Below are 26,014 nucleotides of genomic sequence, written 5' to 3'. Positions count from 1 at the left end.
GCACGCGAGGAAGTGCGCGCGCAGCACGGCATCTGTCATCCGGGTGGGATGACGCGACAGTCCGTCAGTCGGGAGAGACGTCGGTGTCGGCGACGGGGGCGCCCGGAAGGACGTCGTCCCGTGCGCCGGCTGCCCGCTCCCCAGCACGGAGCGGGGTCGCCCCGATCTCGCTGAGGCGAGCGGGGGCGCTGGTGGAACCTCCGGCCGAGGTGGCGGAGGAAGAGGCGGGGGCGGCCGGAGCGGCCGGAGGAGCACCGAGCGGCACCGGAGCAGCGTCACCGGCGCCGGCGTCCGAGGAGTGGGGCGCGGAGACCGGGCCTGCAAAGGAAGCCACGGTACGGAGCGCAGAGTGCTGGCCCGTGCTCGGGGAGGCCGACGGTGCGGGCGCAGGCTCGGGAAGCGCGGCGATCCCGTCGCGCGCTGTGGTCACACCCGCGGGGACGGAGCCCTCCGGGGTCTGCGGTGCGGCCGGCTCGTGTGGCGTGAGCACCTCGACGACCGGCGGAACGGTCTCCTCGACGACGCCGCCGATCAGGCCGGTCGTGCCATCGACGACGCCGACGACGTTCTCGACCAGGTCGATGGCGCCGGAGTCGACGACGATGCCGCCGACCAGCGGAAGGCCGCCGACGAGGTCGAGCACGGGCGCCGTGATCTGCGAGACCGGTGCAGAGCCGAGCACGTCGGTCACGGGCTCGGCGACCGTCTCGGTGGTCTCGGCCACCGCCTCGAGCACCGGGGCCGCGGTGTCTCCGACGACCGGGACCTGCGTCACCGTCTCGGTCACCGTCTCGACGACGGCGGGAGCGGCCTCCTGCACGGGAGCGACGGTGTGGGTCACGACCGGAGCCACGACCTCGTGCACCACGGGCGCGACGACCTCCTGGACCACCGGAGTCGCCACCTGGTTCACCACCGGAGCCACGACGTCGTTCACGACCGGCTTCGTCACGGCGGTGACGGTCTCGGATACGACCGAGGTGAGGCTGTCGAGCGGACCCTTCGGCTGCTCGTCCGCGTGCGCGGAGCCGCCGCCGGTGAGGACGGTCAGGGCTGCCCAGGCGAGCGCGCCGATTCCACCCCAGAGGACGGCGTGGGGTACGCCGCGTCGGGTGGTCCGAGCGTCCACGTCGTCCTCCCCCTCCGAAGGTCCACGGGTGTGTCGATGGGAGGCAGAATACTCGCGCACCCCCTGTCTGTCCAGGGGCGTTTACATCCGATTCTTCTCGTGTCAGATCGTGACGCGCCCGGCGGATTTCCGGCTTGACTTTCCCCAGGTTCTACACATGCCCCCTCCGGAGGGGAAACCTTCAACGCGCAATTTAAACTCGTTTTCATCCACAGGGTGGGGAAACGATGAAACCCCGGTCAGGGCAATAAAAAAAGTTCGGCGTTCACACCGTCCACCGGGTTATCCACACCTGTTCTGCACAGACACTCCGAGATTGTCCGCACGCTGTCCACATGGTTATCCACAGGCCGTGTTGCACCGTGTGGAGACCGCTCATAGCGTGGTCGAGCGACCGAATGTCGGGGGCACCTGCTTGTCTGGGGATGGCCGCCGCGCGGCCGCGGTCCCCCGCACCGGCATCCGCGGATGCGCGCGCGGGGCCCGCCTCAGAATCGTCGCATCGAAGGGAACACAGTGTCGATCGCCGACATCTCCGAGGAGCGCCTGGGAGGGCAGCGTCCGCCCGAGCGCACCCCTCCGCACGACCTCCTCGCCGAGCAGAGCGCCCTGGGCGGCATGCTCCTGTCGAAGGACGCGGTCGCCGACGTGATCGAGACGCTCAAGGGCGCCGACTTCTACATCCCCAAGCACGAACTCATCTTCGAGGCGATCCTCTCGCTCTACTCCCACGGTGAACCGACCGACGTCGTCGCGGTCACCGACGAGCTGATCAAGACCGGTGAGCTGAACAAGGCCGGCGGCGCCGACTACCTGCACACGCTCACGTCGATCGTCCCGACCGCGGCCAACGCCGGCTACTACGCCGGCATCGTCTCCGAGCGCGCGATCCTCCGCCGCCTCGTCGACGCCGGGACGCGCATCGTCCAGCTCGGCTACGACGGCCAGGGCGACGCGACCGACATCGTCAACAACGCGCAGGCCGAGATCTATTCGGTGACCGGCTCGGAGACGGCCGAGGACTACGTGCCGCTCACGGTCGCGGTCGACGCCGCGGTCGAGGAGATCGAGGCGGCCAACGGCCGCGACGGTTCCATGACCGGCATCCCCACCGGCTTCCGCGAGCTCGACGAGCTCACCAACGGCCTGCACGGCGGGCAGATGATCGTCGTCGCCGCGCGACCCGCGATGGGAAAGTCCACGCTCGCCCTCGACTTCGCCCGTGCGGCCTCGATCGGGCACGACTTCCCCTCGATCTTCTTCTCCCTCGAGATGGGCAAGAGCGAGATCGCGATGCGTCTGCTCAGCGCCGAGGGGGCGATCCCGCTGCAGAACATGCGCAAGGGAACGCTCGACCCGCGGGACTGGACGACGGTCGCCGCCACCCGCGGCCGCATCAACGACGCCCCGCTCTACATCGACGACAGCCCGAACATGACGCTCGTCGAGATCCGGGCGAAGTGCCGACGGCTGAAGCAGCGTGCCGGTCTGCGCATGGTCATCATCGACTACCTCCAGCTCATGACGTCGGGTAAGCGCGTCGAGTCCCGTCAGCAGGAGGTCTCGGAGTTCTCTCGAAGCCTCAAGCTCATCGCCAAGGAGCTGCAGGTCCCGGTCATCGCACTGTCGCAGCTGAACCGTGGTCCCGAGCAGCGCCAGGACAAGAAGCCCGCGATCAGCGACCTGCGAGAGTCCGGATCGATCGAGCAGGACGCCGACATGGTCATCCTGCTGCACCGCGACTCGGTCTACGACAAGGACGTCCGTCCCGGCGAGGCCGACCTCATCGTGGCCAAGCACCGTAACGGTCCGACCGCGACCATCACCGTCGCCTTCCAGGGGCACTACTCCCGGTTCGCCGACATGGCGCCGGGCGGCGACTTCAACTGAGCTGTGGCGTCAGCTTCCTGCGTCGGACGCCGACTCCTCGCGGAGGCTGAGCCGGACGTGGCAGGAGTGCGCGCTCGTGAACGGGATCACGCGTTCGATCTCCACGGGTCCGCCCGCTCTCGCCAGCACCGACTTCATGAGCTCCTCGTGCACCCGGCAGACCACGGTCTGGTCATCGGTCAGCAGCGTGTGGAAGCGGCAGGGGGAGAGGTCGACGGTCATCGCCTTCTCGTCGATGTCGGGCTGCAGGCCCACGTCGTCGAGGTGGTGGAACAGTGCGTCGAGCTGATGCGTCGCGGCCTCGGGCAGGCCTGATCGCGTCGCCGGGAGCACCGCGCGCATGAGGTCGCCGTGGCGGATCGCCTCCTGGACCCGCCGTTCCTCGATCTCATTCGGCTCACTCGGCAGCACGGGGGAGAAGCGGAGGCGCGGTCTTCCTCGGCGGCCCGTGTGCTCCACCTCGGACCGGGCGAGACCCTCACCCTCGAGCACGCGGAGGTGGTCGCGCAGGGTGTTCACGTGGAGGCCCATGCGGAGGGAGAGCTCGGCGAGGCCGATTCCCGGAGTGTCCATCAAGGCGGCGAGAACCCGCAGCCGGCTGCTCTGCATGAGTCCGCGGTAGGCGTCGGTAGGACGTGGCATGTTACCCATTATCCCCTGAGCGCAGAGCGAGGGGCCGATTTCCACGGTCACCCGCCGCCGGGGGTGCGGACCGCCCGGTTAGCCTGAGGCCATGACGGGTGGACGCACGGTGACGGCACTTCGCCTGCTGCTGCCCGCTTTCCTGCTCGGGGCGATCATCGCGATCTCGTTCCTGGAGGCACCGCTGAAGTTCCTGGCTCCCGGAATCACGATCCCGCTGGGTCTCGGCATCGGTCGCCTCGTGTTCATCGCCCTCAACGTCCTCGCGGGAGCGGTGCTCCTCGTGTTGACGGCGGTCAGCGTCCGTGCCCGTGCCGGGCGCTCCTCGGCTCTGCTGCTCGGCGGGCTGTGGCTGGTGTTCCTCGTCGAGGTCATCGTCATCCGCCCGATCCTCAATCGGCGCAGCGACCTCGTCATCGCAGGGCAGGAGGCTCCGGGAACCGACGGCGCGCACTACGCCTACATCGTCGCGGACGTGACGATGGTGGTGCTGCTCGTGGCGTTCCTCGTGGTCACGGTGCGCGCGGTGCTGCCGCCGCGCGCGTCCTCACCGACGACCGGCGTCTAGGACGCGTCGGACGCAGCGGATTCCAGCAGTCGGCGCGCGCTGTCCCGAGCGGTCGCGAACGGCTCCGCGAACGTCCCCATGCCGACGGTGACGATCGCGCCTTCATAGAGCAGCATGAGCGTCTCGGCGAGCCGGTCCGGGTGGTGGAGCCCGGCCTCACCGCAGAGCTCAGCGAAGACCGCGAGCAGCCACTCCTTCTCGCGACGAGCCTCGGCGAGCACCAGCGGGGCGTCCCCGGGGCCGTCGATCTCGGCGCGCGCGTTGATGGCGCTGCATCCCTTGGTGCTGTGGTCCGGCGCCCAGGAGATGGCGGCATCGAAGATCGCGAGCACGCGGGCGTGCCCCGGATCCGGGACCCGTGCGAGGTGAGCGGCGACGTGATCCCGCCAGCGGGCGTCCCGGTGCTGCAGGTAGGACACGACGAGCGCTTCCTTCGATCCGAAGCGGTCATACAGGGTCTTCTTCGTCACCCCGGCCGCAGCGGCGATGGTGTCGACCCCGACGGCGTGGATGCCGCGCTCGTAGAAGAGGTCGGAGGCGGCATCGAGCACGCGGCGCGCCCCGGGGGTCAGCGGCGGGAGCTCCGGCACGGCGGTCGACATGCGATGAGTATACCAACCTGTATAGTGACGGGATGAGTAAACAGATCGGTATACTCTCCCGGGTCGTGACCGCGGGTGCAGCGGTGGCCTTCGTCCTCACGTGGAGCTCGGGATTCCTCATCCCTGCGGTCGCCACCGCGGACGTCGACCCGCTGACGCTCCTGGTCTGGCGGTTCACGCCGCTCGCCGTCCTGCTCGTGACCCTTGTCGCGGTGTCCGGAGCGGCGAAGGGGATGACCGCGCGGGAGCTCGGTGTCCAAGCGGTCATCGGAGCGCTCGCCCAATTCGGGTACTGCGCTGCGGTGTACGCAGCCGTCGCCGCAGGGATCGCCACCGGCACCGTCGCGCTGATCGACGCGGTCCAGCCGCTGCTCGTCGCCGTGCTGGTCGGGCCGGTGCTGGGCCTCCGTGTGCGCGGCGCCCAGGTGGCGGGACTGGTGATCGGGGCGGTGGGGGTGCTGCTCGTGGTGCAGTCCCAGTTCGGCGCGGGCTCCGCGCCGCTCGTCGCGTATCTGCTTCCGGCGGCGGCGATGGTCTGCCTCGTGATCGGCACCCTGGTGCAGCGGCGGACGGCCGTGCGTACGGGGGTGCTGCTGACCCTGACCATCCACGTGAGCGTGACCGCCGTGCTGCTCCTCGTCATCGCCGCGCTCGCCGGGGCACTCGTTCCGCCGGCGCGACCGTCGTTCTGGATCGCCGTGGTCCTGACCGCCGTCTTCCCCACGCTCGGCGCCTATGGCCTCTACTGGTGGCTACTGCGCCGGGTCGGCATCACCGCACTGCAGGCGCTGCTCTTCCTCGTCGCCCCGGCGACCGCGATCGGCGGGGCGCTGCTGCTCGGCGAACCCCTCACGGCGATCACGCTCGGCGGGTTCGTGCTGTGCGGCGCCGGGGTGACCGCGGTGCTCGTGAGCGAGGCGCGGAACCGGGGCGCGGAGGTGGAGGGAGGCTCCGCGATGCCGGGTCAGGGCCGGACGCGGACCGCCCGGCCCTCGAAGGTCACCACATCGCCGTCGCGGAGCTGACGCCCGCGGCGCCGGTCCACCTCGCCGTTCACGGTGACGTAGCCGTCGATGATGACCTCTTTCGCGTCGCCGCCCGAGTCCAGCAGTCCCGCGAACTTGAGGAACTGGCCGAGGCGGATGACCTCGCCGCCGATGGAGACCTCGTCGATCGGATCGGAGTTCGTCATCCTTGCATGCTAGCCGTCAGGGCCGCGGTCACTCGTCGACGTCGGTGCCGACGACCGCGAACGAGGCGTCGAAGGAGATGTCGATCGAGCGGTTGTCCGTCGTGAGGACGGAGGCGTCGTAGGGGCTCACGTCGTCGGATTCCACATCGAGGTCGGTGATCATCCCCTCGGCCACGGCGAGGGCGGCGTCGACGAGAGTGCGGATGGTCTCCTCGTCCAGCGTGAGAGTCGGTCCCTTGTCGTCGTCGTCTGCGGCGTCGGTCGACACCACGGTCGCGGTGAGGTCGTCGTCCACGCGCACCTCGGTCTCGTCCCCGGCGGACGTGGTCAGCTGCACTTCCCACGTTCCGTCGCGCTTCGCGTCGATCGAGGTGACCTCGCCCTCGGCGGCGTCCTGGGCGGCGGCGGCGATCGCGAGGAGCTCGTCGACGTCGTCGGTGCCGATGCCGGTGACAGGGCCGCGGTCGCCCCGGTCTCCGCTCGGGCGGGCATCCTCGTCGCCGCGGTGGTCACCGCGCGGGCCGTGGTCGCCCTCGTGTCGGGGGCCCTCCATGGCGGGGCGGTCGTCGTCGTCGCCGAACTCGTCGCCGATCGCGGCACCCACCGCGACGCCTCCGCCGGCGAGCAGCACCGCGGCCGCGATCCCGCCGCCGATCAGGAGCGCGCGCTTGCGTCCGGGCGTGGCGGGGGTTGCGGCGGCGGCCGGTGCCTCCGGGGCGGCGTTCGGGGCAGCGGCAGGGCCGGAGGCGGGGCCGGGGGTCGGTGCGACCGGGACCGTCGGGGCGTCGGCGGTGGTGCCGGGGCCGGCGGGGGTGTCCTGTCCGGCGTGCTCGTCCTGGCCCGCATTCGGGACGGCGGGAGCCGCGTTCTGACCTGCGGTGTCGTTCTCGTCCGGCGTGGGGTTCTGGTCGGGAGCAGGAGTCTTGTCGTTCATGTCTCGATGGTCTCCCGACGCCGCTGAAGCCACCCTGAAGCCTCCTGAAGCCCCGTTCAGGAACCGATATCTCGGGCCCGACTTCGGAGCTCGGGAACGACACGCCGCCGCGCGGCGGCCATGACCGGGGTGTCGTCGGGGATCTCCGAAACTGTGCCCGGGCGGTCGGTCAGGAGAGAGGGCCGGCGAGGGGGAGGGTGACGGTGAAGCGGGCGCCGCCCCACCGGGAGGTGTCCACCGTGATCGCGCCGTGGGCGGCGGTGGCGATGCCGTGCGCGATCGCGAGACCGAGCCCGCTGCCTCCCACGTCGCGACTGCGGGCCTCGTCGAGCCGGACGAAGCGTTCGAAGATGCGGTCCCGCTCCTCCGGCGGGATGCCGGCCCCGTCGTCTTCGACCGTGAGGACGACGTGCTCCGCCTGCGGCTCCACCCCGATCGCCACGCGGCCGTTGCTGTGCCGCGCGGCGTTGTCGGCGAGGTTCCGCAGCAGCTGGCCGAGCAGCCGGGGGTCGCCGACGGTGCGGGCCGCACGGATTCCGGAGCCGTCGACGTCGAGCCCGGTGGCTCGCAGCCGACGCACCTCCGCGAGGGCCAGGTCGTCCAGGTCCACCGGTTCGGTGCTCCCGGTGACACCCTCGTCGAGGCGGGCGAGGAGCAGCAGCGACTCCACGATGCCCTGCAGCCGCAGCCCCTCCTCGGACACCACCTCCGCGAGCTCGTCGATGCTCGTCACCTCCGGGTGCGCCTGGGCGAGCTCGGCGTGCTGACGGATCGTCGCCAGGGGCGAGCGGAGCTCGTGCGAGGCATCGGACACGAAGCGGCGCTGCGCGGTCGCCGCCGCGTCGAGCCGGTCGAGCATCCCGTTCATCGTCACGGCGAGGGAGTGGATCTCGTCCGCGGTGTCGGGAACGGGCACCCGGTGATCGAGGCGCTCGGCGGTGATGCCCTCGACCTCCTGGCGGATGCGGGTGACCGGGCGCAGCGCGCGCCCCGTGACGAGCCAGGTCGTGACGGCCACGAGCAGCAGCAGCGCGGGGACGGCGATCACGAGCAGCGTCGCCACCGTCGACAGGGTCTCCGCATCCTCGTCCATCGGCACCGCGAGGACGAGGGTCTGGTCGCCCTCGACGTCTTCCGACACCACGACCATCGGCTCGCCGTCGATCCGGACGACTTGCGGATCGTCGTCCACGGGCAGCGGGGTGGCGCCGAGCGCATCGGCGGCCTCCTCGCTCGCCGCGCGCACCGCTCCGTCCCGCCCGAGCAGCTGCACGAGGTCATCGTCGAGCTGGTCGGGTCCGCGTCGGCCCGGACCGTCGAATCGGCTGACGAGCTCCTCCAGCCGCTGTTCCGCCGCGCGTTCGGTGCTGCCGTGGATGCTCGCGCTCAGCACCCCGTAGAAGGAGAAGGCTCCGAGGAGCAGCGCGACCGCGACGACGAGGGTGGCGCCCAGGGTCGTCCGACCGCGGACCGACCGCCAGAGCCGCCTAGCCACCGTTGGCCGCCAGCCGGTAGCCTGCACCGCGGATGGTCTCGATCGCCTCGCGCCCGAACGGCTTGTCGACCTTGCGGCGGAGGTGGCCGATGTACACCTCGACGATGTTCGGGTCGCCGTCGAAGTCGTCGTCCCAGACGCCGGCCAGGAGGTCGCGCTTCGACAGCACCTGCCCGCGGTGGCGCATCAGATGCTCGAGCACCGCGAACTCGCGGGCCGTGAGGGAGATCGGGGTCTCGCCACGCCACACGTGGTGTCCGGCGGGGTCCAGCCGCAGGTCGCCGGCCTCCAGGATCGTCGGTCGTGCCACGGCACCGCGGCGCACGAGAGCCCGGAGCCGCGCCACGAGGATCGCAAACGAGAAGGGCTTGGTGACGTAGTCGTCGGCGCCGCTCTCCAGCGCCTCCACCTGATCCCACTCGCCGTCCTTGGCGGTGAGCATCAGCACGGGAGTCCAGTTCTCCTCGGCGCGCAGGGCCTCGCACACCTTCCACCCGCTCATGCCGGGCATCATCAGGTCGAGCACGATGGCGTCGTACCGGGTCTCGCGGGCCCGCCAGAGGCCGTCGATGCCGTTGTGGGCGACGTCGACCGCGAAGCCCTCCGCCTCGAGTCCGCGGCGCACGCCCTCGGCCAGACGCACCTCGTCGTCCACCACCAGGATCCGCATCCCTCCAGTGTGGTGGCTCGTCGCTGAATCGGGGCTGAAGCCGTCGGCCGCTTTCGAATCGCGCACCTGGTTCCATTCCGGGCTCAGATGCAGCAAGTTGCGCGATTCGAAGAGCGACTTACGACGAGAAGTGCGCCTGGATCTCGCGGATCACCTCGCCGAGGGGGCCGGAGGAGAGGAGTCCGGGGCCGAGGGGGCCGGCGGGGTCGGTGCCCAGGGCGGGAGGGTGCGCAGGGCTGCAGCGGCCTCCGGGGAGAGGTGCGCGAGTTGCCAGCGCACCTCGGCGGCACGGGAGTCCGGATCATCCGGGCGTGCCAGCTCGACAGCTCGCGCGGCGTAGGCGGCTGCCCCGAGAGCATGCGCTCCCATGTGCGCGACCCCGGCGGCCTGCGCCGCGGAGCGGGCGGCCGCGGTGCCGGCAGGGGTCACGGCGCTGCGGGCGGCCCTGCCCGCGACGAAGCGGCGACGGATCTCGCCTGCAGCTGTGAGCTCGCCCCGCGCGAAGGCGCGCGTCCTGGCGATGGCATCGCGCGCACGGTCGTCGTCCGGGGCCTCGCTCTCGAACAGCGGCAGCACGCGCTCGGCGCAGTCGGCCGCCCACACCGCGACGATCCGGCGGTCGGCCTCGGTCATGCCCTGAGGAGTCGACATGGGACTCACCTCGCCCGTCGTCCGGTGCGCGCACGTGCCGCCTCGTGTGCCTCCCGGAGAAGGGCGAGCACGGTACCCGCCGTCGCCTCGGCGGGATCGATCACGCACACCCAGCCGGCGTCGCCGTACAGGGGGTGGGGGCGGAAGACGTCGACCGCCGTCGGGTCGGTGTCGCCGCCCGTGAGAGCCCCCGCCGCGACGATCGACTCCGCGCGCTCGCGTCCGACGTGGATGTTCACCCGGAAGCGCCCGGGAGCATCCAGCGCGGAGGACGTGTCGTCGGGATAGTCCTTCGTGATGATCGTCCCGTACGGCTGCGTGCGCTCCGGCATCCGGCCGTCGGGCGCGTGGTAGAAGTACGCGTCTCCCCATGACAGTTCGGGGAAGTCGCTACCTGCCTCCGGGGCCACGACGAGCACGCCGTCGAACGAGCGGACCTCTTCGATGATCTCCTGCATATCCATCCTTCAATGCTGTGGCTGATGTGCTTATGTGGACGCAAGGCCCGGAAAGACGAGGAAGCACGTGCAGAACCCTCAAGAGCAGGTGATGACGACGGCGGCGCTCGGACGGCTGGTCGACTACTCGACCCAGCAGGTGCGCGACCTCGAGCGCCTCGGTGTCCTCCCCGCCGCAGAGCGCGGTGCGAACGGGTACCGGCGGTATCGGATGCCGCATGCCCTGGCGCTGCGCGCCTACCGCGCGTTGGCGACGGCACTCGGTCCGGTACCCGCGCGTCGACTGATGCCCGCTCTCATCGGCGGATCGGTCGAGCAGGCGGCGGAGCGGATCGACACCCTGCACGCGGATCTCGCCCTCGAACGCTCACGGGTGCGCGCGGCCCTGCGGGGACTCGAGGACGCGGTGGCGGAGGCCGACGATCCGTTCGTCGAGGACGATGCGATGGCCATCGGCGAACTCGCCCAGGCGCTCGGTGTCCGGTCCTCCGCGCTGCGGCACTGGGAGCGAGAAGGGCTCGTGCGCCCCCGTCGTCGTGCGGGATCGGTGCGCTCCTATGACTCCCTCGCGATCACCGAGGCGCGGATCGCCGCCGCTCTGCGCTCGGGCGGCTACGGCATCCCCGCCGTTTCGCGCATCATCGACGAGGTGCGCGCGCATGGTGACACCGAAGACGTGCAGCGCATCCTCGCGGAGCGTCTGGCCGACCTCACGCGCCGCAGCATCGCGCTTCTCGCGGCGGCAGGTCACCTGCACGCCCTGCTGACGGAACGCCTCGCGGAGGAGGCGGGTTCGTCGCTCACGCCCGCGCCGGGATCTGCGCCAGCACATCCTGGATCAGCGGATTCTCGTCGAGCGGGTCGGTGATGACCGCGGCGACCGCGTCGAACGGCAACACCGGGTAGCGCGAAGCGGCGCCGATCTTCTCGTCGCTGGCCAGCACGACGGTCGCGGCGCATCGGGAGGCGATCGCCCGCTTGGTGACGGCATCGTCGAGCTCGCCCGTCGTGAGACCGTGTCGGGGGTCGACGCCCGTGACGCCGACGAAGAACACGTCGGCGGCGAGGTGCTGGATCGCCTCCATCGCGAGTCCCCCTCCGGCGACGAGGGAGTGCCGGGCGAGCTCGCCGCCGATCATGATCACGCGCGCATCCGAGTGCTCGGCGACGGCCAGGGCGACGGCAGGACTCGGGGTGATGACCGTGATGTCGGTGCCGGAGGGAAGCAGTCGCGCCATTGCGAGCGTGGTGGTTCCGGCATCCAGCACGATCGTCGATCCGGGGAGGATGGTCGTGACCGCCTGGCGGGCGACCCGCTCCTTGCTCTCGGTCGCCAGATCGTGGCGCTCCCGCACCGGGCGATCGGCCGCGGCGATGGGCAGCGCGCCGCCGTACACGCGCTGGAGCCTGCCCTCCTCGGCGAGCTCGCGGAGGTCGCGGCGGATGGCGTCCTCCGAGACTCCGAGTTCATCGGCCGCAGCCTTCGCCACGACCCGTCCCTCGCGGGCGAGCGCGGCGAGCAGGTGGTCCTTGCGCTGAGCAGCGAGCATACGATTCCTCACGAAGTTGCACGTTTATGCACGATTCAGATTACAGTCGTCTCCATGATGAAGCCACTCCTGATCCTGATCGCGGGTCCCTACCGTTCCGGCACCGACGGCGACCCCGCCCTGATCGCTCGGAATCTGGCGCGCCTGGAGGAGGCGTCCGGTCCGATCTTCCGCCTCGGCCACGTGCCGATGATCGGGGAGTGGGTCGCGCTCCCGGTCCTCCGCACCCTCGAGCCCGCCGACTCCGGCGAGGGCGACGTCATGTACGAGACCGCCCGCCGACTGCTCCTGCACTGCGACGCGGTGCTCCGGCTGCCGGGGGAATCGTCGGGCGCGGACAAGGACGTCGCCATCGCCCACGAGCTCGGGCTGCCCGTCTACCGATCGCTCGACGAGATTCCCGCAGCGTCGACTCCGTAGGCTGGAGGCATGACCAAGAACATCTGGACCGTCCTCGGCGTCATCCTCGCCGTCGTGATCGCGTGGTGGATCGTCAGCGCGCTGTTCTCGGTGCTCTGGTTCATCGCGAAGCTCGCCATCGTCGCTGTCGTCGCCGTGGTGGTCTTCCTCGTGCTGCGGAGCCTCTTCACTCGCGACGCCGACTGACCTGCCTTCGAATCGCTCACTTTGCGGCAAAACGGCCGGTTTTGCAGCAAAGTGGGCGACTCGAACGGGGTCAGAGGCGATACTGGGCGGCGCGGTGCGTGGGCTGGACCCGGTCGCCGCGGCCGTGCAGCTTGTGGCGGAGCGTGCCGGGCACGTACTCCTCCGGGTAGGCGCCCCGCTCCCGCAGCACCGGGATGACGTGCTCGATGACGTCCTGCCAGGTGCCGGGAGTGACCGCGTACGCGAGGTTGAAGCCATCGATGTCGGTCTGCTCGACCCAGGACTGCAGCTCGTCGGCGATCTCGACCCCGGAGCCGACGATCGTCGGACCGAGCCCGCCGATCGCGTTGTGGCGGCCGAAGTCGCCCACCGTCCACTCGCGACCGAGGTCGGCCTCCTCCTTGAGGTGCTGCAGCACGGACTGGATCGCGTTCGACTCGACGTTCCCGACCGGCTCATCCTCGGCGTACTGCGACAGGTCGACGCCCATCCACCCCGACATGAAGGTGAGCGCCCCCTCCGGGCTCGCGTAGGAGAGGTACTCGGCGTGCTTCGCGGCCGCCTCCTCGCTCGTCGCCGCGGTGATCACCGTCAGCAGCGTGTAGATGCGGGCGTCGTAACGGTCGCGCCCCGCGGCCTCGAGGGCGTCGCGGATGCGCTTCACCGTCCCGGCGAGCACCTCCTTCGAGGGCGCCGCGACGAAGATGGCCTCGGCGTTCTCCGCCGCGAACCGCACCCCGCGCGGGCTGGCGCCGGCCTGGTAGATCACCGGGGTGCGCTGCGGCGACGGCTCCGAGATGTGGATGCCGGGCACGGAGAAGTGCTTCCCCTCGTGCCGGATCGGGTGCACCTTCGACGGGTCGGTGAAGATGCCGCGCTCACGGTCCTCCACCACCGCGTCGTCCTCCCACGACCCCTCCCAGAGCTTGTAGAGCACCTCGACGTACTCGTCCGCGTGGTCGTAGCGGTCGTCGTGGGCGAGCTGGTCCTCCTGGCCCATGTTCCGCGCGGCGCTGGGCAGATAGCCGGTCACGACGTTCCAGCCGACGCGGCCCTGGGTGAGGTGATCGAGCGTGCTGAGTCGTCGAGCGAACGGGTAGGGGTGCTCGAACGCGGTGCCGGCCGTGACGCCGAAGCCGAGGTGCTCGGTCACCGCGGCCATCGCGCTGACCAGGAGGATCGGGTCGTTCACCGGCACCTGGGCGCCGTTGCGGATGGCGGCCTCGTTCGTACCGCCGTAGACGTCGTAGGTGCCCAGGACATCGGCGATGAAGATGCCGTCGAAGGTCGCGCTCTCCAGCAGCTTCGCCAGGTCGGTCCAGTACGACAGGGTGTTGTACTGCCGCGAGCGGTCTTCCGGATGCCGCCACAGGCCGGACGACTGGTGGGCGACGCAGTTCATGTCGAACGCGTTGAAGCGGATCTGCCGGGTCATGCCCCCATGAAACGGGACCGGACGGGGCCGGGGCGAGCGGGATCGACACGCACGGAAACAATCCGTGGTGCGGCTCAGGCCTCGTCGTCCGGACGGCGGGGGCTCGGGTCGGGAGGGAGGATCTCGATCGGGTGTGCGGCCTGTCGCTGCGCTCGCCACCAGATCACGAACCCGACCGCCGTGAAGACGCCGTAGAACACGTACATGAGGCCGGTCGCGTAGTAGCCGGAGCTGAACAGCAGCGGCACCCCCACCACGTCCACGGCGATCCAGATGAGCCAGAACTCGGTCCAGCCCTTGGCCATGCCGTAGGTCGCGAGCAGCGACCCGACGAAGGTCCAGGCGTCGGCCCAGACCGGCTCCCACGAACCCAGGGCGCGGAACAGGGGGGTGAGCGCCACGGTCCCGACGACGAGGACGACGACCAGACCGATGCGGGCCCCGGTCGGCGCCCACCGCGGCACGATGCGACCGCCGTCGGCATTCCGCCAGCGGACCCATCCATAGATCGCGACGGCGATGAACATGATCTGCCGCCCGGCCTGACCGAGCAGATGCGGGAGCGACGGGTCGGGGCTCAGTGCGGAGCCGAGGAACACCGTGAGCAGCAGGAGGTTGCCGACGATGCCGATCGGCCACGCCCAGACCTTGCGCCGCATGCCGCCGAGGGCGCTCGCGAGTCCGAACGCGTTCCCGACGACCTCACGCACCAGGAGCGTCTGCCCACCCGGAAGCACCCAGGACGAGGAGAAGGCGTCGACGAGCCACTGCAGGAAGCCCATCGCTAGAGCGCCGCGTCGGGGGTGGGGCGCTCGTCGAGCACGAGCTGCAGCATGCTGAGGTCGAGCCACCGGCCGAACTTCGCGCCGACCTGGGGCATGCGGCCCACCTCCCGGAATCCGAGGCGTTCGTGGAGGGCGAGGGAGGCGGTGTTGCCGCTCTCCACACCGCCGATCATCACGTGCATCCCGGCTGCCCGGGCCCGGGCGATGAGCTCGATCATGAGGAGCGTGCCGATGCCGCGTCCGCGCTGATCGCCGCGCACGTAGACGGAGTGCTCCACGGTGAGGCGGTAGCCGCTGTGCGGGCGCCACTGGGCGTAGGACGCATAGCCCACGACGCCGCTCTCGTCGGCGGCGACGATGACGGGACAGCCGCGCGCGGTCCGGTCGGCGAGCCACGCCTCCCGGTCGGCGCGATCCACGGCCTCCTCGTTCCAGATCGCGGTCGTGTGCAGGACGGCGTGGTTGTGGATCTCGGTGATCGTGTCGAGGTCGGCGCTCTCGGCGGGCCTGAGGTGCACGGCGGTCATCGTCAGACGTGGATGTCGGCGGGGGAGGCCTCGCCCTCGTGGAAGCTCGGCTTCCTGCCGAAGAGCTTCGCGATGCCGAGGACGACGCCGACGATCACGAGGCCCCAGACGAGACCGGCGATCGCGGAGATGAGGGTGTCGACCACCCACACCACGAAGCCGCCGAGGGGCTCCAGCGCGTGTTCGACCGCATGGAGCACGTCGGCCGGGGCGTGCAGCCCGACCTCGCCGAGGTTGATGAGGACGAGGTGCCCGCCGACCCAGAGCATGGCGACCGTGCCGAGCACGCTGATGAAGCGGAAGACCGCGGGCATGGAGCGGACGATGCGGGTGCCGGTGTGCCGGACGCGCTGCGCGGGGTTCTTCGCCATCTTCAGGCCGATGTCGTCGATCTTCACCAGGAGCGCCACGGCCCCGTACACCGCGACGGTCATGACCAGCGCGATCACCGCGAGGATCGCGAGGGTGGACCAGATGCCGAGTCCCTTGTCGAGGCTGGCGAGGGAGATGAGCATGATCTCGGTCGAGAGGATGAGGTCGGTGCGGACGGCGCCGAGCACGAGCTTCCTCTCGTCGCGGGCGCCCTCGTCGGCGTGGCCGTGCTGCACGCCGAACCACTCGAGCACCTTCTCCGCGCCCTCGAAGCACAGGTACGAGCCGCCGAGGATCAGCAGGTAGGGCAGCACCCACGGCGCGAAGGCCGTGAGCAGCAGGGCGATGGGGATGATGATGACGAACTTGTTCACCAGCGACCCGAGGGCGATCTTGCCGACCACAGGGAGCTCGCGGGCCGGGGTGAGGCCCTGCACGTACTGCGGGGTCACGGCGGCGTCGTCGATGACGACTCCGGCGGCCTTCGCCGACGCCTTCATCGCGGCGCTCAGGATGTCGTCGACGACGGCGAGCAGTCCAACGGACATGCAGGTCCTCTTTCCGTGGTGGGAAAGTCAGACTACCGACTCCCGGGCTCAGGCCCGCACGTCCTCCGCGGTCGCCAGCACCCGCTGCAGCGGCTGGTAGTGCTCGATGACGGCCCGGCGGTAGCGCTCGACGTCGCCGGAGCGCGCGGCGTCCAGCATGTCGCCGTGCGCCTTGGCGGTCTTGTGGATGTCGTCGGGCTGCGCGATGCCGAGCTGCGGGAGCACGGCGGTGTGCACGTCCCAGAACGCGCCGACGAGCTGGCCGACCAGGCGGTTGTCGATGGCGCCGAAGAGGCGGGTGTGGAACGCCCTGTCCTCGTCGAGGAAGTACTCGCCGCGGCCGGCCTTGTCGACCATCTCGGCGACGAGCTCGTCGAGCTCCGGGTCCGCCTGCGCCTGAGCGGCCTCGACCACGCGCTCGGCCATGGAGAGGTCGAGCGCGAGGCGCACCTCGACGACCTCGCGCAGGGCCTGCAGCGACCCCTCGGGGGACAGCACGCCCCGGAAGACGAGCGCCTCGACCATCGGGTCCAGCGACATCGGACCCACGTAGGTGCCGTGTCCGTGCCGGACGTCGACGATGTCGAGGGTGGAGAGCGTGCGGATCGCCTCACGGACCGAGGAGCGCGACACGTCGAGCTCCTCGCAGAGCTCGGCCTCGGTCGGCAGCGGGTCGCCGGGGGTGAGTCCGCGCGTGAGGATGAGCTGCTTGATCTGATCCGCCGTCGTGGCTCGCCGCATCCGCGACGCCCTCCCCGTGGTGGACTTCATAGGGTCCCTCTCCTGCCTGCCGGAAACGCTCCGATCCTCTCACTCTTGTGATCCGGTCGAACGTGTGTTTAGAGTACATCAGACGTCAGATGTCCTCAAGGCGTCGCCCCCCACCACCTGGAGCACACATGAACCGACACAGCACTCGCCGCCGCGCGGGTCGTCTCGCGATGGCGGTCGCCGGCACGGTCGCCGCGTCCCTCGCCCTCGCCGGCTGCGGCGGCGGCGCCGCCAGCACCGCCGAGAGCCCCGCCGCGAGCGACATCGACCCGGACGGCATCATCGAGGCCGGGATCTCGTACACCCTGAACGGCAGCTTCGACCCGATGGTCGCCTCCGGCGCCGTGACGGTCTCGGCGAACTGGCACGTCTTCGAGGGACTCATCGACCTCGACCCCGTCACGCAGGAGCCCGCCCCCGCCCTCGCCGCCGACTTCCCGACGCAGGTCGACGAGACGACCTACGACATCGACCTCCGCGAAGGCGCGACGTTCCAGAACGGAGACCCGGTCACCGCCGACGACGTGGTCTTCAGCTACGAGCGCGTCCTCGACCCCGCGAACAACTCCCTGTTCCGCTCGTTCGTCGAGTTCATCGACACCGTCACGGCCGTCGACGAGGACACCGTCCGGATCACCACCGACTACCCGTTCTCCCTCATCGACGACCGTCTCGGCGTCGTCAAGATCGTGCCGAAGGCCGTGGTCGAGGCCGATCCCGAGGAGTTCGGCGCGAACCCGATCGGCTCCGGTCCGTACGCGCTCGTCTCCGCCGTTCCCGAGGACAAGATCGTCTTCGAGCGGTACGACGACTACAACGGCCCGCGTCCCGCGCTCGCCGCGGGCATGAACTGGAACCTCCTCGCCGACGCCTCCGCCCGCGTCACCGCGATGTCGACCGGCACGGTGCAGGCGATCGAGGACGTGCCCTACATCGACGCCGACGGGCTGGCCGCCTCGGCCGAGGTCGAGAGCGTGCAGTCGTTCGGCCTCCTCTTCATGATGTTCAACACGAAGGCCGAGCCGTTCGACGACGTCCGCGTCCGCCAGGCCCTGCACTACGCGCTCGACATGGACAAGATCATCGAGACCGGCATGCTCGGCAACGCCACCCCGGCCACGTCGTTCCTTCCCGAGGACTACCCGAACTACCACGAGGCCTCCACGGTCTATTCGTACGACCCGGAGAAGGCGGAGGAGCTGCTGGCGGAGGCCGGGGTCTCCGACCTCGCGATCACGCTGCGCATGACCGACACCGGATGGGTGAAGGAGGTGGCCCCGCTCATCAAGGAGTCCCTCGACGCGATCGGCATCGACACCACCCTCGACATCAGCCAGTCGGCGTCGATGTACGAGAAGGTCGACTCCGGCGACTACACCGTCGCCATCGCCCCCGGTGACCCGTCGGTGTTCGGCGTGGACCCCGACCTGCTCATGAACTGGTGGTACGGCGAGAACGTCTGGACCCAGACGCGCACCGCCTGGGCCGACTCCCCGGAGTACGCCGAGCTGCGCACGCTGCTCGACACCGCCGTCACCCAGGAGGGCGAGGAGCAGCAGGAGTCCTGGAACCAGGCGTACGACCTGATCTCCGACCAGGCCGTGCTGTACCCGCTGTTCCACCGCAAGCTGCCCACCGCCTGGAGCTCGCAGGAGCTGGTCGGCTTCCAGCCGGTCCCCACGACCGGACTGTCGTTCCTCGACGTCGGCGTGGCCGCGAAGTAGCACCTGCCCGACAGGGCGGGGGCGCGCTCGCCCGAAGAGCGCGCCCCCGCCACCCCACCCCCGGAAGGAGCGGCACGTGTCCCACACGCTCCGCCTCGTCGGCCGGCGACTGCTGCAGTTGCCGCTGATGATCCTCGGCATCACGTTCCTGGTCTTCTTCGTGATGTCCTTCTCGCCCGTCGACCCGGCACGCACCGCGCTCGGCGAGACCGCCTCCCCCGAAGCGCTGGAGGCGTACCGCGAAGACCACGGACTGAACCTCCCGCTGTTCGTCCGCTACGTGAACTTCCTGTTCGGCCTCGTCCAGGGCGACCTGGGCACCTACTCCGCCCGCAGCCTGCCCGTGGTCGACGAGGTCGCCAGGGCCTTCCCGGTGACGCTGGCCCTGACCTTCCTCGGGCTGGCGATCGCGGTGGTCGTGGCGTTCGTGATCGGCGTCCTCGCCGCGGTCTACCGCGACCGCTGGCCCGACCAGGTCATCCGCGTCTTCGGCGTCGCCGCGCTGTCCACGCCCTCCTTCTGGCTCGCGATCCTCCTCATCCAGGTGTTCACCCTGGCGCTCGGCGTGCTGCCGGCCTCGGGCCCGCTGCCGGCCTTCGCCGACGACCCGTCCGGGTGGCTCGCCCGGATGACCCTTCCCGCGGTCGCGCTCGCCGTGCCCGTGATCGGGCAGCTCTCCCGGGTCGTGCGCACCTCGATGGTCGAGGAGCTCGACCGCGACTACGTGCGCACCGCCCTCGGCGCCGGGATCCCGCGGGTGATCGTCGTCGGCCGCAACGTGCTGCGCAACGCGCTGATCACCCCCGTGACCGTGCTCGGTCTCCGCATCGGGTACCTGCTCGGCGGCGCCGTGGTGATCGAGATCATCTTCGCGATCCCCGGGATGGGCACCCTCATCCTCAACGGGGTCACCAACAACGAACCCAACCTCGTGCAGGGCGTGACGCTCGCGGTCGCGCTCGCGTTCGTCGTGATCAACATCATCGTCGACCTCCTGTACGTGCTCATCAATCCTCGAATCCGGGCGGTGTGACATGCGACGCAGACTCACGGAACGGCTCTCCGTCCCCGGCCTCCGCTGGGGCCGTCTCTCCCTCGGCTCGATCATCTGCCTCGCCGTGCTCGCGATCATCGCGCTCGCCGCGATCCTCGCTCCGCTGATCTCGCCGTACGACCCGCTCGCCTCCGGCCCGCCGGTGCAGCCGCCGAGCGGGGAGCACTGGTTCGGCACCGACAGGCAGGGCCGCGACATCTTCTCCCGACTGGTCTACGGGGCCCGCTACTCCCTCGTGATCGGGCTCGGGGCCACCCTCGTCGCCCTCGCCGTCGCCTGCGTGCTGGGCACGATCGCCGCGACCGCGCCGAAGTGGATCTCCGAGACCCTCATGCGCGTCATGGACGTGATCATGTCGTTCCCCGGCATCGCGCTCGCCGCGGTGTTCGTGGCGGTGTTCGGCAAGTCGCTGCCGGTGCTCGTGCTCACGATCGCATTCCTCTACGTGCCGCAGCTGACCCGCATCGTCCGCGCGAACATCCTCGACCAGTACGGCGAGGACTACGTCTCGGCCGTCCGCGTGATGGGCGCGGGGACCCCGCGGATCATCGTGCGGCACGTCGCCCGCAACGCCATGGCACCCGTGCTCGTCTTCGCCACGGTGCTCGTCGCCGACGCGATCGTGTTCGAGGCCTCGCTGTCCTTCCTCCAGGCCGGTGTGCCGGACCCCGAGCCGTCCTGGGGCAACGTGATCGCCGCGGGGCGCAACCTGCTCATGAGCGGAGCCTGGTGGGCGACCTTCTTCCCCGGCATCCTCATCATGATCACGGTGCTGTGCCTCAACATCCTGTCCGAGGGGATGACCGACGCCATGGTCTCGCCGCGCGCCAGGAAGATCACGGCCGACGCCGCGAACACGGAGGAGTCGACGCACGACCTGGAGGAGGCCGCCGCCCCGGACGACACCCACGTCATCCCGACGGTCGATACCGCGGTCAACCTCTCGGTGCCCAGCGGTGTGCCCGACGTGCTCGTGCCCACCGCGGAGACGATGCCGCTGGCGGAGCGCCTCGCCGAGCTGCGCGTCCGCGAACTCTCCCCTACCGATCGCCTGGTCTACACGGGAGACGCCACGCCGCTGCTCGAGGTGCAGGACCTGTGCATCTCCTTCCCGCGCCACGGCGACGTCGACGTGGTCGACCACGTCAGCTTCACCGTGCGCCCCGGCGAGACCATGTCGCTCGTGGGGGAGTCGGGGTGCGGCAAGTCCATCACCTCGCTGGCGATCATGGGGCTGCTCGATCCGAAGGCCGACATCCGCGGGCGCATCCTGTTCGACGGGAAGGATCTGCTGCGGATGACGCCGAAGGAGCGCAACGCGCTGCGCGGACACGACATCGCGATGATCTACCAGGACGCCCTGAGCTCGCTGAACCCCGCGATGTTGATCCGCGCGCAGATGAAGCAGCTCACCTCCCGCGGCGGCACTCGCACGGCCGAGGAGCTGCTGGAGCTCGTCGGTCTCGATCCGAAGCGCACGCTCGCCTCGTACCCGCATGAGCTCTCGGGCGGCCAGCGGCAGCGCGTGCTCATCGCGATGGCCCTGACCCGCGACCCGCGGCTGGTGATCGCCGACGAGCCCACCACGGCCCTCGACGTGACAGTGCAGGCGCAGGTCGTGGAGCTGCTCATGCGGCTGCAGCGCGAGCTCGGGTTCGCACTGGTGTTCGTCTCGCACGACCTCGCCCTCGTCGCCGAGCTCTCGCACCGGATAACCGTGATGTACGCGGGCCAGGTCGTGGAGCAGGGCACCACCCGCGAGGTGCTCACGCAGCCCGTCCACGAGTACACCCAGGGCCTGCTCGGGGCGGTGCTCTCGATCGAGGCCGGCTCCGACCGCCTGCACCAGGTGTCCGGTGTCGTCCCCTCCCCGCGGGACTTCCCGCAGGGCGACCGCTTCGCGCCGCGCTCCGCGGAACCCGCCCGGTACGCCGGAGTGGAACCCGTGCGGCGGCACATCGACGGCACCGAGCACTACTACTCCGCGCATCCCGACGATGCGCCCGTCGAACCGATCGGAGCAGGACGATGAGCGAACCCGTCATCCAGCTGCAGGACGTGCGCGTCCGCTACCGGGCCCGCAGCTCGTCGTTGTTCCGCCCGCACTACGTCGACGCGCTCGCCGGGGTCTCGCTCACGGTCCGCCGCGGACAGACGCTGGGCATCGTGGGCGAGTCCGGCTCGGGCAAGTCCACCTCCGCGAAGGTGCTGATCGGCCTCGAGAAGCCCACGAGCGGTCAGGTCGTCTTCGACGGGGAGACGGTGCGCTCCTTCACCCCCGCGGTGCGCAAGCGCCTGGGGCGCATCCTCTCCGTGGTCTTCCAGGACCCGGCGACGGCTCTGAACGCCCGCATGACTGTGCGGGACGCGCTGCTGGATCCGCTGCAGGTGCATCGCCTCGGCTCCCCGGCGAGCCGGGAGCGCAAGGTGCGCGACCTCATCGGGCTCGTGGGGCTGCCGTCGTCGGCGCTGGAGGCGCTGCCCAGCCAGCTCTCCGGCGGCCAGCGGCAGCGCGTCGCGATCGCCAGGGCCCTCGTCCTCGACCCCCAGGTCATCGTGGCGGACGAGCCGACCTCGGCCCTCGACGTCTCCGTGCGCGCGCAGATCCTGAACCTGCTGACCGACCTGAAGCAGCAGCTCGGGCTCGGCATGGTCTTCATCTCCCACGACATCCAGACCGTCCGCTACCTCTCCGACGAGATCGCGGTGATGAACAAGGGCCGCGTCGTCGAGCACGGCGACGCCGCCCGGGTCTTCGACGCCCCCGCCGACCCCTACACCCGCACGCTGCTGGGCGCCGCGCCCTCGCTGCTCGAACCCCACCACTGAAAAGACGGAACACCTATGCCTTCCCCCGCTCCCGCCCTGTCGTTCTCCGGCGTCGTCCCGCCGGTCGCCACCCCGCTGCTCCCCGACGGGACGATCGACCACGCGTCGCTCACCCGCCTGGTCGAGCGCCTGATCGGGGAGGGCGTCTCCGGACTGTTCGCGCTCGGCTCCACCGGGGAGACGGCGTACTTCACGGACGACCAGCGCGTCGAGTTGCTGCAGACCATCGTCGCCGCGAACGCCGGACGCGTGCCCGTCATCGCCGGCGCGATCGAGCTCACGGCCCCGCGCATCATCGAGACCGCCCGCCGGCTCGTCGCCGCGGGCGCGCAGGCGATCGTGACCACCGCGCCGCTGTACACGCTGAACTCCCCGGCCGAGGTCGCCGCGCACTTCCGGACGATCGCCGCCGCGATCGACGTGCCGCTCTGGGCCTACGACGTGCCGGTGCGGGTGCACTCCAAGCTCGGCATCGACCTGCTCGTGCAGCTCGGCCGGGAGGGCGTCATCCAGGGGGTGAAGGATTCCTCCGGCGACGACGTCGGATTCCGCCGACTGATCGCGGCGAACGAGGCCGCCGGTCGCCCGCTGCAGCTGCTCACCGGGCACGAGGTCGTGGTCGACGCGATGGCCCTCGTCGGTGCCGCCGGGGTCGTCCCGGGCCTGGCGAACGTGGAGGCCGCGGGCTACGTGCGCCTCTGGGAGGCCGCGCAGCGCGGTGACTGGGCGACCGCCCGGGCCGAGCAGGAGCGCATCAACCGGCTCTTCGACATCGTGTTCCAGCCGCAGGGGCTGTCCGGCGACGCCACCGGCGTCGGCGCGTTCAAGGCGGCGATGCACGCGCGCGGCATCATCGACCACGCGGCGATGGCCGACACGGTGGAGTCGCTCTCCCCGGAGGCCGTCGCCGGCATCCGCACGATCCTCGACGAGCTCGGTCTGCTTCCGGTCGCCGTCTGATGCGCGAGGTCGTCCTCGCCGTCGACATCGGCGGCACCAAGACGGCCGCGGCGCTCGCCGATCGGGCGGACGCGCTGCTGCGCACCGCCGCGGCGCCGACCCCCGCGAGCGCGGGACCCGCCGCCGTCGTGGCGACCGTCGCCGCGCTCGCGGAGGAACTGCTCGACGAGGAGTCCGCGCTGGCGGGCGTCGGCATCGGCACCGCGGGCGTGGTCGACGCGCGGACGGGGACGATCGTGTCGGCCACCGATACCTTCGCCGACTGGCCGGGCACCCCGCTGGCCGCCCTGATCCGGGAAGCCCTTGCGGATCGCCTCCCCGCCGATGCGCCGGTCGCCGTGCAGAACGACGTCGACGCGCACGCCGCGGGGGAGCACCGGCACGGAGCCGCCGCCGGAGCCGCGAGCGCCCTCGTCGTCGCCGTCGGCACCGGCGTCGGCGCGGGCGTCATCCTCGACGGCCGTCCGGTGCGCGGCGCCCATCACGTGGCGGGCGAGCTCGCGCATCTCCCGATCCCGGGTGCCGCGCACCTCCGCTGTCCCTGCGGGCGGAACGGACACCTCGAAGCCCTCGGCTCCGGCATCGGCCTGCACCGGCACTACCTCTCGCTCGGCGGCGACCCGGCGCTGCGCGATGCGCGCGGGGTCGCCGTCGCGGCCGGCGCGGGGGACCCGCTCGCCGCCCGCGCCATCCAGGACTCCGCCGCCGCCGTCGGCCGCGCGCTCGCGGGAGCCGCGACCCTCCTCGACCCGGAGCGGATCGTCGTCACCGGCGGCGTGCCGCGCATCGGCGAGCTGTGGTGGGACTCCCTGCGTGCGACCTTCCACGCGGACGCCATCGACGCCCTGCACGACACCCCCATCCTGCCGGGAACCCTCGGCGACGACGCGCCGCTGCGAGGAGCCGCGGCATCCGCCTGGAGGCGACCATGACACCGACCCCCATCCTCGAACGCCTGCGCGGCGGCCTGATCGTCTCCTGTCAGGCCTACCCCGGGGAGGCGATGCGCGACCCGCGGACCATGGCGCAGGTCGCCGACGCCGCCCTCGTCGGCGGTGCCGCCGGGATCCGCGTGCAGGGGATCGACGACATCCGCGCGGTCGCGGACCTCGCGGTGCCGATCATCGGACTGTGGAAGGACGGCGATGCCGACGTCTTCATCACGCCGACGCTGGAGCATGCCGTGGCCGTCGCCGACGCGGGCGCCGACATCGTGGCGATCGACGGCACCCGACGCCCGCGGCCCGACGGCCGGACCCTCGCGGAGACCATCGTCGGGCTGCGCGCGCATTCCGACGCGCTCATCATGGCTGACTGCGGTTCGCTCGACGACGCGATCGCCGCCGAAGCCGCGGGCGCCGACATCCTCGGCACGACCCTGTCCGGCTACACCGGGGAGCGTCCGAAGGGCGACGGCCCCGACCTCGAGCTCATCGGCCTCATCGCGGCACGCTGCACGCGCCCGATCGTCGCGGAAGGGCGCATCCACACCCCGGCGCACGCCGCCGCCGCGATCGCCGCGGGGGCCTACGCCGTGTGCGTCGGCACGGCCATCACCCATCCGGCCACCATCACGTCGTGGTTTGCGCGGAGTCTCGCCGAGGCCCGTCCGTGACCCCCGTGCTCCTCAGCGCCTATCCGCTGTCGCCCGCGCACGCCCGGTGGGATCCGGCGCTGGAGGCCGCGCTGCTGCCGGAGCTCTGCGCGCTCCCCGGGGTGGCCGGGCTCGAGGTGCCGTGGATGGGGGCGGTCCATCCGCACGACCCGTCCTGGTTCCTCGGCCAGGTACCGGGCGTGCCCCTCGCGGTCACCCCGGTGCCTTTCGTGATGCGGCGGCTCGGGGAGGACCCGTCGTATGGCCTCGCCTCGCAGGCGGAGGGGAGAGCCGCGGCGGTGGCGGATCTGCGGCGCGTGGCGGACGACGTCGCGCGGCTCACCGCCGAGAGCGCCGCATCGGTCGCGGTGGTGATGCTGCACACCGCGCCCCGCGGGAGGGGAGACGGGGACGCGCTCGCCCGGTCGCTGGAGGAGGTCGCGGCGTTCGACTGGAGCGGAACCCGGCTCGTCATCGAGCACTGCGACGCCGCCGTTCCCGGTCAGACGCCGGAGAAGGGGTTCCTTCCGCTCGCTGCCGAGATCGCGGCCATCCGGTCCGCCGACGCCCCGGTCGGCCTCTGGCTCAACTGGGGGCGGTCGGCGATCGAGCTGCGAGACGCGGACGCGGTGACCGCGCAGATCGCCGACGCCGCGGCCTCGGGGCTGCTGACCGGGCTCGCGTTCTCCGGGGCCGCGCCGGTCGAGAGCCCGTACGGCCCCGCCTGGGTGGACGCGCACCTGCCCATCGCGGAGACCCATCCCGCGTCCGCGTCACTGCTCGACGCGGCACACGTCCGCGCGGGGCTCCGCGTCGCGGGCGACGTGCCCTGGCTCGGCCTCAAGGTCGCGCGACGGCCGGAGGATCGCACGGTCGCGGAGATCGTCCGCACCGCGGACCGGAACCTCGCCGTCGTCCGAGACGCAGACTGAGCGCGAGAAACTCTCAGCCCGCTCCCAGCCCCGCGGGACCAAAACGGGCTCGTCCCTGGTTCTCCTCAGTGACGCCGCAGCCAGCGGCGTCGGACA

Annotated in this window: 29 protein-coding genes; 14 read left to right on the top strand and 15 right to left on the bottom strand. The window is 71.0% G+C overall.

Annotated features, from left to right (window positions below; genetic code table 11):
• Nucleotides 1-64 precede the first annotated feature (64 nt).
• Nucleotides 65-1,129, bottom strand: a complete 1,065-nt coding sequence (locus tag IZR02_RS16420; protein WP_025102811.1) for a hypothetical protein — start codon at nt 1,127-1,129, stop codon at nt 65-67.
• A 516-nt stretch (nt 1,130-1,645) separates the two neighbouring features.
• Between IZR02_RS16420 and dnaB the strand changes: the two genes are divergently transcribed.
• Entirely contained in the window at nt 1,646-3,019 is a 1,374-nt protein-coding gene (gene dnaB, locus IZR02_RS16415; protein ID WP_025102810.1) for a replicative DNA helicase, read from the top strand.
• A 9-nt stretch (nt 3,020-3,028) separates the two neighbouring features.
• Here dnaB and IZR02_RS16410 read toward each other — a convergent pair whose 3' ends face one another.
• Nucleotides 3,029-3,661: a winged helix-turn-helix transcriptional regulator gene (locus tag IZR02_RS16410; protein ID WP_085605250.1), complete on the bottom strand. Its 633-nt coding sequence runs from the start codon at nt 3,659-3,661 to the stop codon at nt 3,029-3,031.
• 91 nt (nt 3,662-3,752) lie between these two features.
• Here IZR02_RS16410 and IZR02_RS16405 point away from each other — a divergent pair, with 91 nt between their 5' ends.
• Nucleotides 3,753-4,229, top strand: a complete 477-nt coding sequence (locus IZR02_RS16405) for a hypothetical protein (protein ID WP_025102808.1) — start codon at nt 3,753-3,755, stop codon at nt 4,227-4,229.
• Here IZR02_RS16405 and IZR02_RS16400 read toward each other — a convergent pair.
• On the bottom strand, nt 4,226-4,831 hold the full coding sequence (locus tag IZR02_RS16400; RefSeq protein WP_025102807.1) for a TetR/AcrR family transcriptional regulator: 606 nt from the start codon (nt 4,829-4,831) through the stop codon (nt 4,226-4,228). The genes IZR02_RS16405 and IZR02_RS16400 overlap by 4 nt on opposite strands.
• 32 nt (nt 4,832-4,863) lie before the next feature.
• Here IZR02_RS16400 and IZR02_RS16395 point away from each other — a divergent pair, with 32 nt between their 5' ends.
• Nucleotides 4,864-5,856, top strand: a complete 993-nt coding sequence (locus IZR02_RS16395) for a DMT family transporter (RefSeq protein WP_240183547.1) — start codon at nt 4,864-4,866, stop codon at nt 5,854-5,856.
• On the opposite strand, the gene IZR02_RS16390 is transcribed toward IZR02_RS16395, so the two are convergent.
• The 6 genes from IZR02_RS16390 to IZR02_RS16365 form a co-directional block, all read right to left on the bottom strand.
• On the bottom strand, nt 5,796-6,023 hold the full coding sequence (locus tag IZR02_RS16390; protein ID WP_025102805.1) for an RNA-binding S4 domain-containing protein: 228 nt from the start codon (nt 6,021-6,023) through the stop codon (nt 5,796-5,798). The genes IZR02_RS16395 and IZR02_RS16390 overlap by 61 nt on opposite strands.
• Nucleotides 6,024-6,051: 28 nt before the next feature.
• The gene (locus IZR02_RS16385; protein ID WP_025102804.1) at nt 6,052-6,957 is read right to left on the bottom strand and encodes a hypothetical protein; all 906 of its coding nucleotides are present in this window, start codon (nt 6,955-6,957) and stop codon (nt 6,052-6,054) included.
• 169 nt (nt 6,958-7,126) lie between these two features.
• On the bottom strand, nt 7,127-8,452 hold the full coding sequence (locus tag IZR02_RS16380) for a sensor histidine kinase (RefSeq protein ID WP_025102803.1): 1,326 nt from the start codon (nt 8,450-8,452) through the stop codon (nt 7,127-7,129).
• A complete protein-coding gene (locus tag IZR02_RS16375) occupies nt 8,445-9,122 on the bottom strand; it encodes a response regulator transcription factor (protein ID WP_025102802.1) in 678 nt (225 codons plus the stop codon). Before IZR02_RS16375 ends, IZR02_RS16380 begins: the two co-directional genes overlap by 8 nt.
• Nucleotides 9,123-9,272: 150 nt before the next feature.
• Complete coding sequence (locus IZR02_RS16370; RefSeq protein WP_367997123.1) at nt 9,273-9,773, bottom strand: putative immunity protein; 501 nt, start codon at nt 9,771-9,773, stop codon at nt 9,273-9,275.
• Between the two features lie 5 nt (nt 9,774-9,778).
• On the bottom strand, nt 9,779-10,237 hold the full coding sequence (locus tag IZR02_RS16365; RefSeq protein ID WP_025102800.1) for a DUF6194 family protein: 459 nt from the start codon (nt 10,235-10,237) through the stop codon (nt 9,779-9,781).
• A 61-nt stretch (nt 10,238-10,298) separates the two neighbouring features.
• Here IZR02_RS16365 and IZR02_RS16360 point away from each other — a divergent pair, with 61 nt between their 5' ends.
• On the top strand, nt 10,299-11,099 hold the full coding sequence (locus tag IZR02_RS16360) for a MerR family transcriptional regulator (RefSeq protein ID WP_231729530.1): 801 nt from the start codon (nt 10,299-10,301) through the stop codon (nt 11,097-11,099).
• Here the strand turns inward: IZR02_RS16360 and IZR02_RS16355 are convergent.
• Complete coding sequence (locus tag IZR02_RS16355) at nt 11,032-11,781, bottom strand: DeoR/GlpR family DNA-binding transcription regulator (RefSeq protein WP_025102798.1); 750 nt, start codon at nt 11,779-11,781, stop codon at nt 11,032-11,034. The genes IZR02_RS16360 and IZR02_RS16355 overlap by 68 nt on opposite strands.
• Nucleotides 11,782-11,835: 54 nt before the next feature.
• Between IZR02_RS16355 and IZR02_RS16350 the strand changes: the two genes are divergently transcribed.
• Nucleotides 11,836-12,201 carry a hypothetical protein gene (locus tag IZR02_RS16350; protein ID WP_025102797.1) on the top strand — a complete coding sequence of 122 codons (366 nt, stop codon included), beginning with the start codon at nt 11,836-11,838 and terminating at the stop codon, nt 12,199-12,201.
• A gap of 9 nt (nt 12,202-12,210) precedes the next feature.
• Nucleotides 12,211-12,387, top strand: coding sequence for a hypothetical protein (locus IZR02_RS16345; RefSeq protein WP_025102796.1), 177 nt, complete (start codon nt 12,211-12,213; stop codon nt 12,385-12,387).
• Between the two features lie 70 nt (nt 12,388-12,457).
• On the opposite strand, the gene IZR02_RS16340 is transcribed toward IZR02_RS16345, so the two are convergent.
• The 5 genes from IZR02_RS16340 to IZR02_RS16320 form a co-directional block, all read right to left on the bottom strand.
• Nucleotides 12,458-13,822 (bottom strand): LLM class flavin-dependent oxidoreductase, encoded by a 1,365-nt coding sequence (locus IZR02_RS16340; protein ID WP_029989156.1) that lies wholly within the window; start codon nt 13,820-13,822, stop codon nt 12,458-12,460.
• Between the two features lie 74 nt (nt 13,823-13,896).
• A complete protein-coding gene (gene pnuC, locus IZR02_RS16335; protein ID WP_025102795.1) occupies nt 13,897-14,604 on the bottom strand; it encodes a nicotinamide riboside transporter PnuC in 708 nt (235 codons plus the stop codon).
• A 2-nt stretch (nt 14,605-14,606) separates the two neighbouring features.
• The gene (locus IZR02_RS16330) at nt 14,607-15,134 is read right to left on the bottom strand and encodes a GNAT family N-acetyltransferase (protein WP_115642541.1); all 528 of its coding nucleotides are present in this window, start codon (nt 15,132-15,134) and stop codon (nt 14,607-14,609) included.
• A 2-nt stretch (nt 15,135-15,136) separates the two neighbouring features.
• Nucleotides 15,137-16,054, bottom strand: a complete 918-nt coding sequence (locus tag IZR02_RS16325) for a DUF808 domain-containing protein (protein WP_025102793.1) — start codon at nt 16,052-16,054, stop codon at nt 15,137-15,139.
• Between the two features lie 48 nt (nt 16,055-16,102).
• A complete protein-coding gene (locus IZR02_RS16320) occupies nt 16,103-16,825 on the bottom strand; it encodes a FadR/GntR family transcriptional regulator (RefSeq protein WP_025102792.1) in 723 nt (240 codons plus the stop codon).
• Nucleotides 16,826-16,953: 128 nt separating this feature from the next.
• On the opposite strand from IZR02_RS16320, the gene IZR02_RS16315 reads away from it, so the two are divergent.
• The 8 genes from IZR02_RS16315 (at nt 16,954) to IZR02_RS16280 (ending at nt 25,918) form a co-directional block, all read left to right on the top strand.
• Nucleotides 16,954-18,549, top strand: coding sequence for an ABC transporter substrate-binding protein (locus tag IZR02_RS16315; RefSeq protein WP_025102791.1), 1,596 nt, complete (start codon nt 16,954-16,956; stop codon nt 18,547-18,549).
• Nucleotides 18,550-18,625: 76 nt separating this feature from the next.
• A complete protein-coding gene (locus tag IZR02_RS16310; protein WP_025102790.1) occupies nt 18,626-19,582 on the top strand; it encodes an ABC transporter permease in 957 nt (318 codons plus the stop codon).
• A gap of 1 nt (nt 19,583) precedes the next feature.
• On the top strand, nt 19,584-21,635 hold the full coding sequence (locus IZR02_RS16305) for a dipeptide/oligopeptide/nickel ABC transporter permease/ATP-binding protein (protein ID WP_217316532.1): 2,052 nt from the start codon (nt 19,584-19,586) through the stop codon (nt 21,633-21,635).
• Entirely contained in the window at nt 21,632-22,432 is an 801-nt protein-coding gene (locus IZR02_RS16300; RefSeq protein ID WP_025102788.1) for an ABC transporter ATP-binding protein, read from the top strand. Before IZR02_RS16305 ends, IZR02_RS16300 begins: the two co-directional genes overlap by 4 nt.
• A 15-nt stretch (nt 22,433-22,447) precedes the next feature.
• Nucleotides 22,448-23,392 carry a dihydrodipicolinate synthase family protein gene (locus tag IZR02_RS16295; RefSeq protein WP_025102787.1) on the top strand — a complete coding sequence of 315 codons (945 nt, stop codon included), beginning with the start codon at nt 22,448-22,450 and terminating at the stop codon, nt 23,390-23,392.
• Nucleotides 23,392-24,324, top strand: a complete 933-nt coding sequence (locus IZR02_RS16290) for an ROK family protein (RefSeq protein ID WP_025102786.1) — start codon at nt 23,392-23,394, stop codon at nt 24,322-24,324. Before IZR02_RS16295 ends, IZR02_RS16290 begins: the two co-directional genes overlap by 1 nt.
• On the top strand, nt 24,321-25,007 hold the full coding sequence (locus tag IZR02_RS16285) for an N-acetylmannosamine-6-phosphate 2-epimerase (RefSeq protein WP_025102785.1): 687 nt from the start codon (nt 24,321-24,323) through the stop codon (nt 25,005-25,007). Before IZR02_RS16290 ends, IZR02_RS16285 begins: the two co-directional genes overlap by 4 nt.
• Complete coding sequence (locus tag IZR02_RS16280) at nt 25,004-25,918, top strand: DUF4862 family protein (protein ID WP_025102784.1); 915 nt, start codon at nt 25,004-25,006, stop codon at nt 25,916-25,918. Before IZR02_RS16285 ends, IZR02_RS16280 begins: the two co-directional genes overlap by 4 nt.
• Nucleotides 25,919-26,014: the final 96 nt, after the last annotated feature.

It is taken from the genome of Microbacterium paraoxydans (assembly GCF_019056515.1).
Classification (GTDB): domain Bacteria; phylum Actinomycetota; class Actinomycetes; order Actinomycetales; family Microbacteriaceae; genus Microbacterium.
This window is presented reverse-complemented; position numbering and strand designations above follow the sequence as displayed.

What these genes read in the sequence shown, in the direction of transcription:
- IZR02_RS16410 (WP_085605250.1), bottom strand. Translation starts at nt 3,661, where the DNA reads ATGCCACGTCCTACCGACGCCTACCGCGGACTCATGCAGAGCAGCCGG.
- IZR02_RS16405 (WP_025102808.1), top strand. Translation starts at nt 3,753, where the DNA reads ATGACGGGTGGACGCACGGTGACGGCACTTCGCCTGCTGCTGCCCGCT.
- IZR02_RS16400 (WP_025102807.1), bottom strand. Translation starts at nt 4,831, where the DNA reads ATGTCGACCGCCGTGCCGGAGCTCCCGCCGCTGACCCCCGGGGCGCGC.
- IZR02_RS16395 (WP_240183547.1), top strand. Translation starts at nt 4,864, where the DNA reads ATGAGTAAACAGATCGGTATACTCTCCCGGGTCGTGACCGCGGGTGCA.
- IZR02_RS16390 (WP_025102805.1), bottom strand. Translation starts at nt 6,023, where the DNA reads ATGACGAACTCCGATCCGATCGACGAGGTCTCCATCGGCGGCGAGGTC.
- IZR02_RS16385 (WP_025102804.1), bottom strand. Translation starts at nt 6,957, where the DNA reads ATGAACGACAAGACTCCTGCTCCCGACCAGAACCCCACGCCGGACGAG.
- IZR02_RS16375 (WP_025102802.1), bottom strand. Translation starts at nt 9,122, where the DNA reads ATGCGGATCCTGGTGGTGGACGACGAGGTGCGTCTGGCCGAGGGCGTG.
- IZR02_RS16370 (WP_367997123.1), bottom strand. Translation starts at nt 9,773, where the DNA reads ATGTCGACTCCTCAGGGCATGACCGAGGCCGACCGCCGGATCGTCGCG.
- IZR02_RS16365 (WP_025102800.1), bottom strand. Translation starts at nt 10,237, where the DNA reads ATGGATATGCAGGAGATCATCGAAGAGGTCCGCTCGTTCGACGGCGTG.
- IZR02_RS16355 (WP_025102798.1), bottom strand. Translation starts at nt 11,781, where the DNA reads ATGCTCGCTGCTCAGCGCAAGGACCACCTGCTCGCCGCGCTCGCCCGC.
- IZR02_RS16350 (WP_025102797.1), top strand. Translation starts at nt 11,836, where the DNA reads ATGATGAAGCCACTCCTGATCCTGATCGCGGGTCCCTACCGTTCCGGC.
- IZR02_RS16345 (WP_025102796.1), top strand. Translation starts at nt 12,211, where the DNA reads ATGACCAAGAACATCTGGACCGTCCTCGGCGTCATCCTCGCCGTCGTG.
- IZR02_RS16340 (WP_029989156.1), bottom strand. Translation starts at nt 13,822, where the DNA reads ATGACCCGGCAGATCCGCTTCAACGCGTTCGACATGAACTGCGTCGCC.
- pnuC (WP_025102795.1), bottom strand. Translation starts at nt 14,604, where the DNA reads ATGGGCTTCCTGCAGTGGCTCGTCGACGCCTTCTCCTCGTCCTGGGTG.
- IZR02_RS16330 (WP_115642541.1), bottom strand. Translation starts at nt 15,134, where the DNA reads ATGACCGCCGTGCACCTCAGGCCCGCCGAGAGCGCCGACCTCGACACG.
- IZR02_RS16325 (WP_025102793.1), bottom strand. Translation starts at nt 16,054, where the DNA reads ATGTCCGTTGGACTGCTCGCCGTCGTCGACGACATCCTGAGCGCCGCG.
- IZR02_RS16320 (WP_025102792.1), bottom strand. Translation starts at nt 16,825, where the DNA reads ATGAAGTCCACCACGGGGAGGGCGTCGCGGATGCGGCGAGCCACGACG.
- IZR02_RS16315 (WP_025102791.1), top strand. Translation starts at nt 16,954, where the DNA reads ATGAACCGACACAGCACTCGCCGCCGCGCGGGTCGTCTCGCGATGGCG.
- IZR02_RS16305 (WP_217316532.1), top strand. Translation starts at nt 19,584, where the DNA reads ATGCGACGCAGACTCACGGAACGGCTCTCCGTCCCCGGCCTCCGCTGG.
- IZR02_RS16300 (WP_025102788.1), top strand. Translation starts at nt 21,632, where the DNA reads ATGAGCGAACCCGTCATCCAGCTGCAGGACGTGCGCGTCCGCTACCGG.
- IZR02_RS16295 (WP_025102787.1), top strand. Translation starts at nt 22,448, where the DNA reads ATGCCTTCCCCCGCTCCCGCCCTGTCGTTCTCCGGCGTCGTCCCGCCG.
- IZR02_RS16290 (WP_025102786.1), top strand. Translation starts at nt 23,392, where the DNA reads ATGCGCGAGGTCGTCCTCGCCGTCGACATCGGCGGCACCAAGACGGCC.
- IZR02_RS16285 (WP_025102785.1), top strand. Translation starts at nt 24,321, where the DNA reads ATGACACCGACCCCCATCCTCGAACGCCTGCGCGGCGGCCTGATCGTC.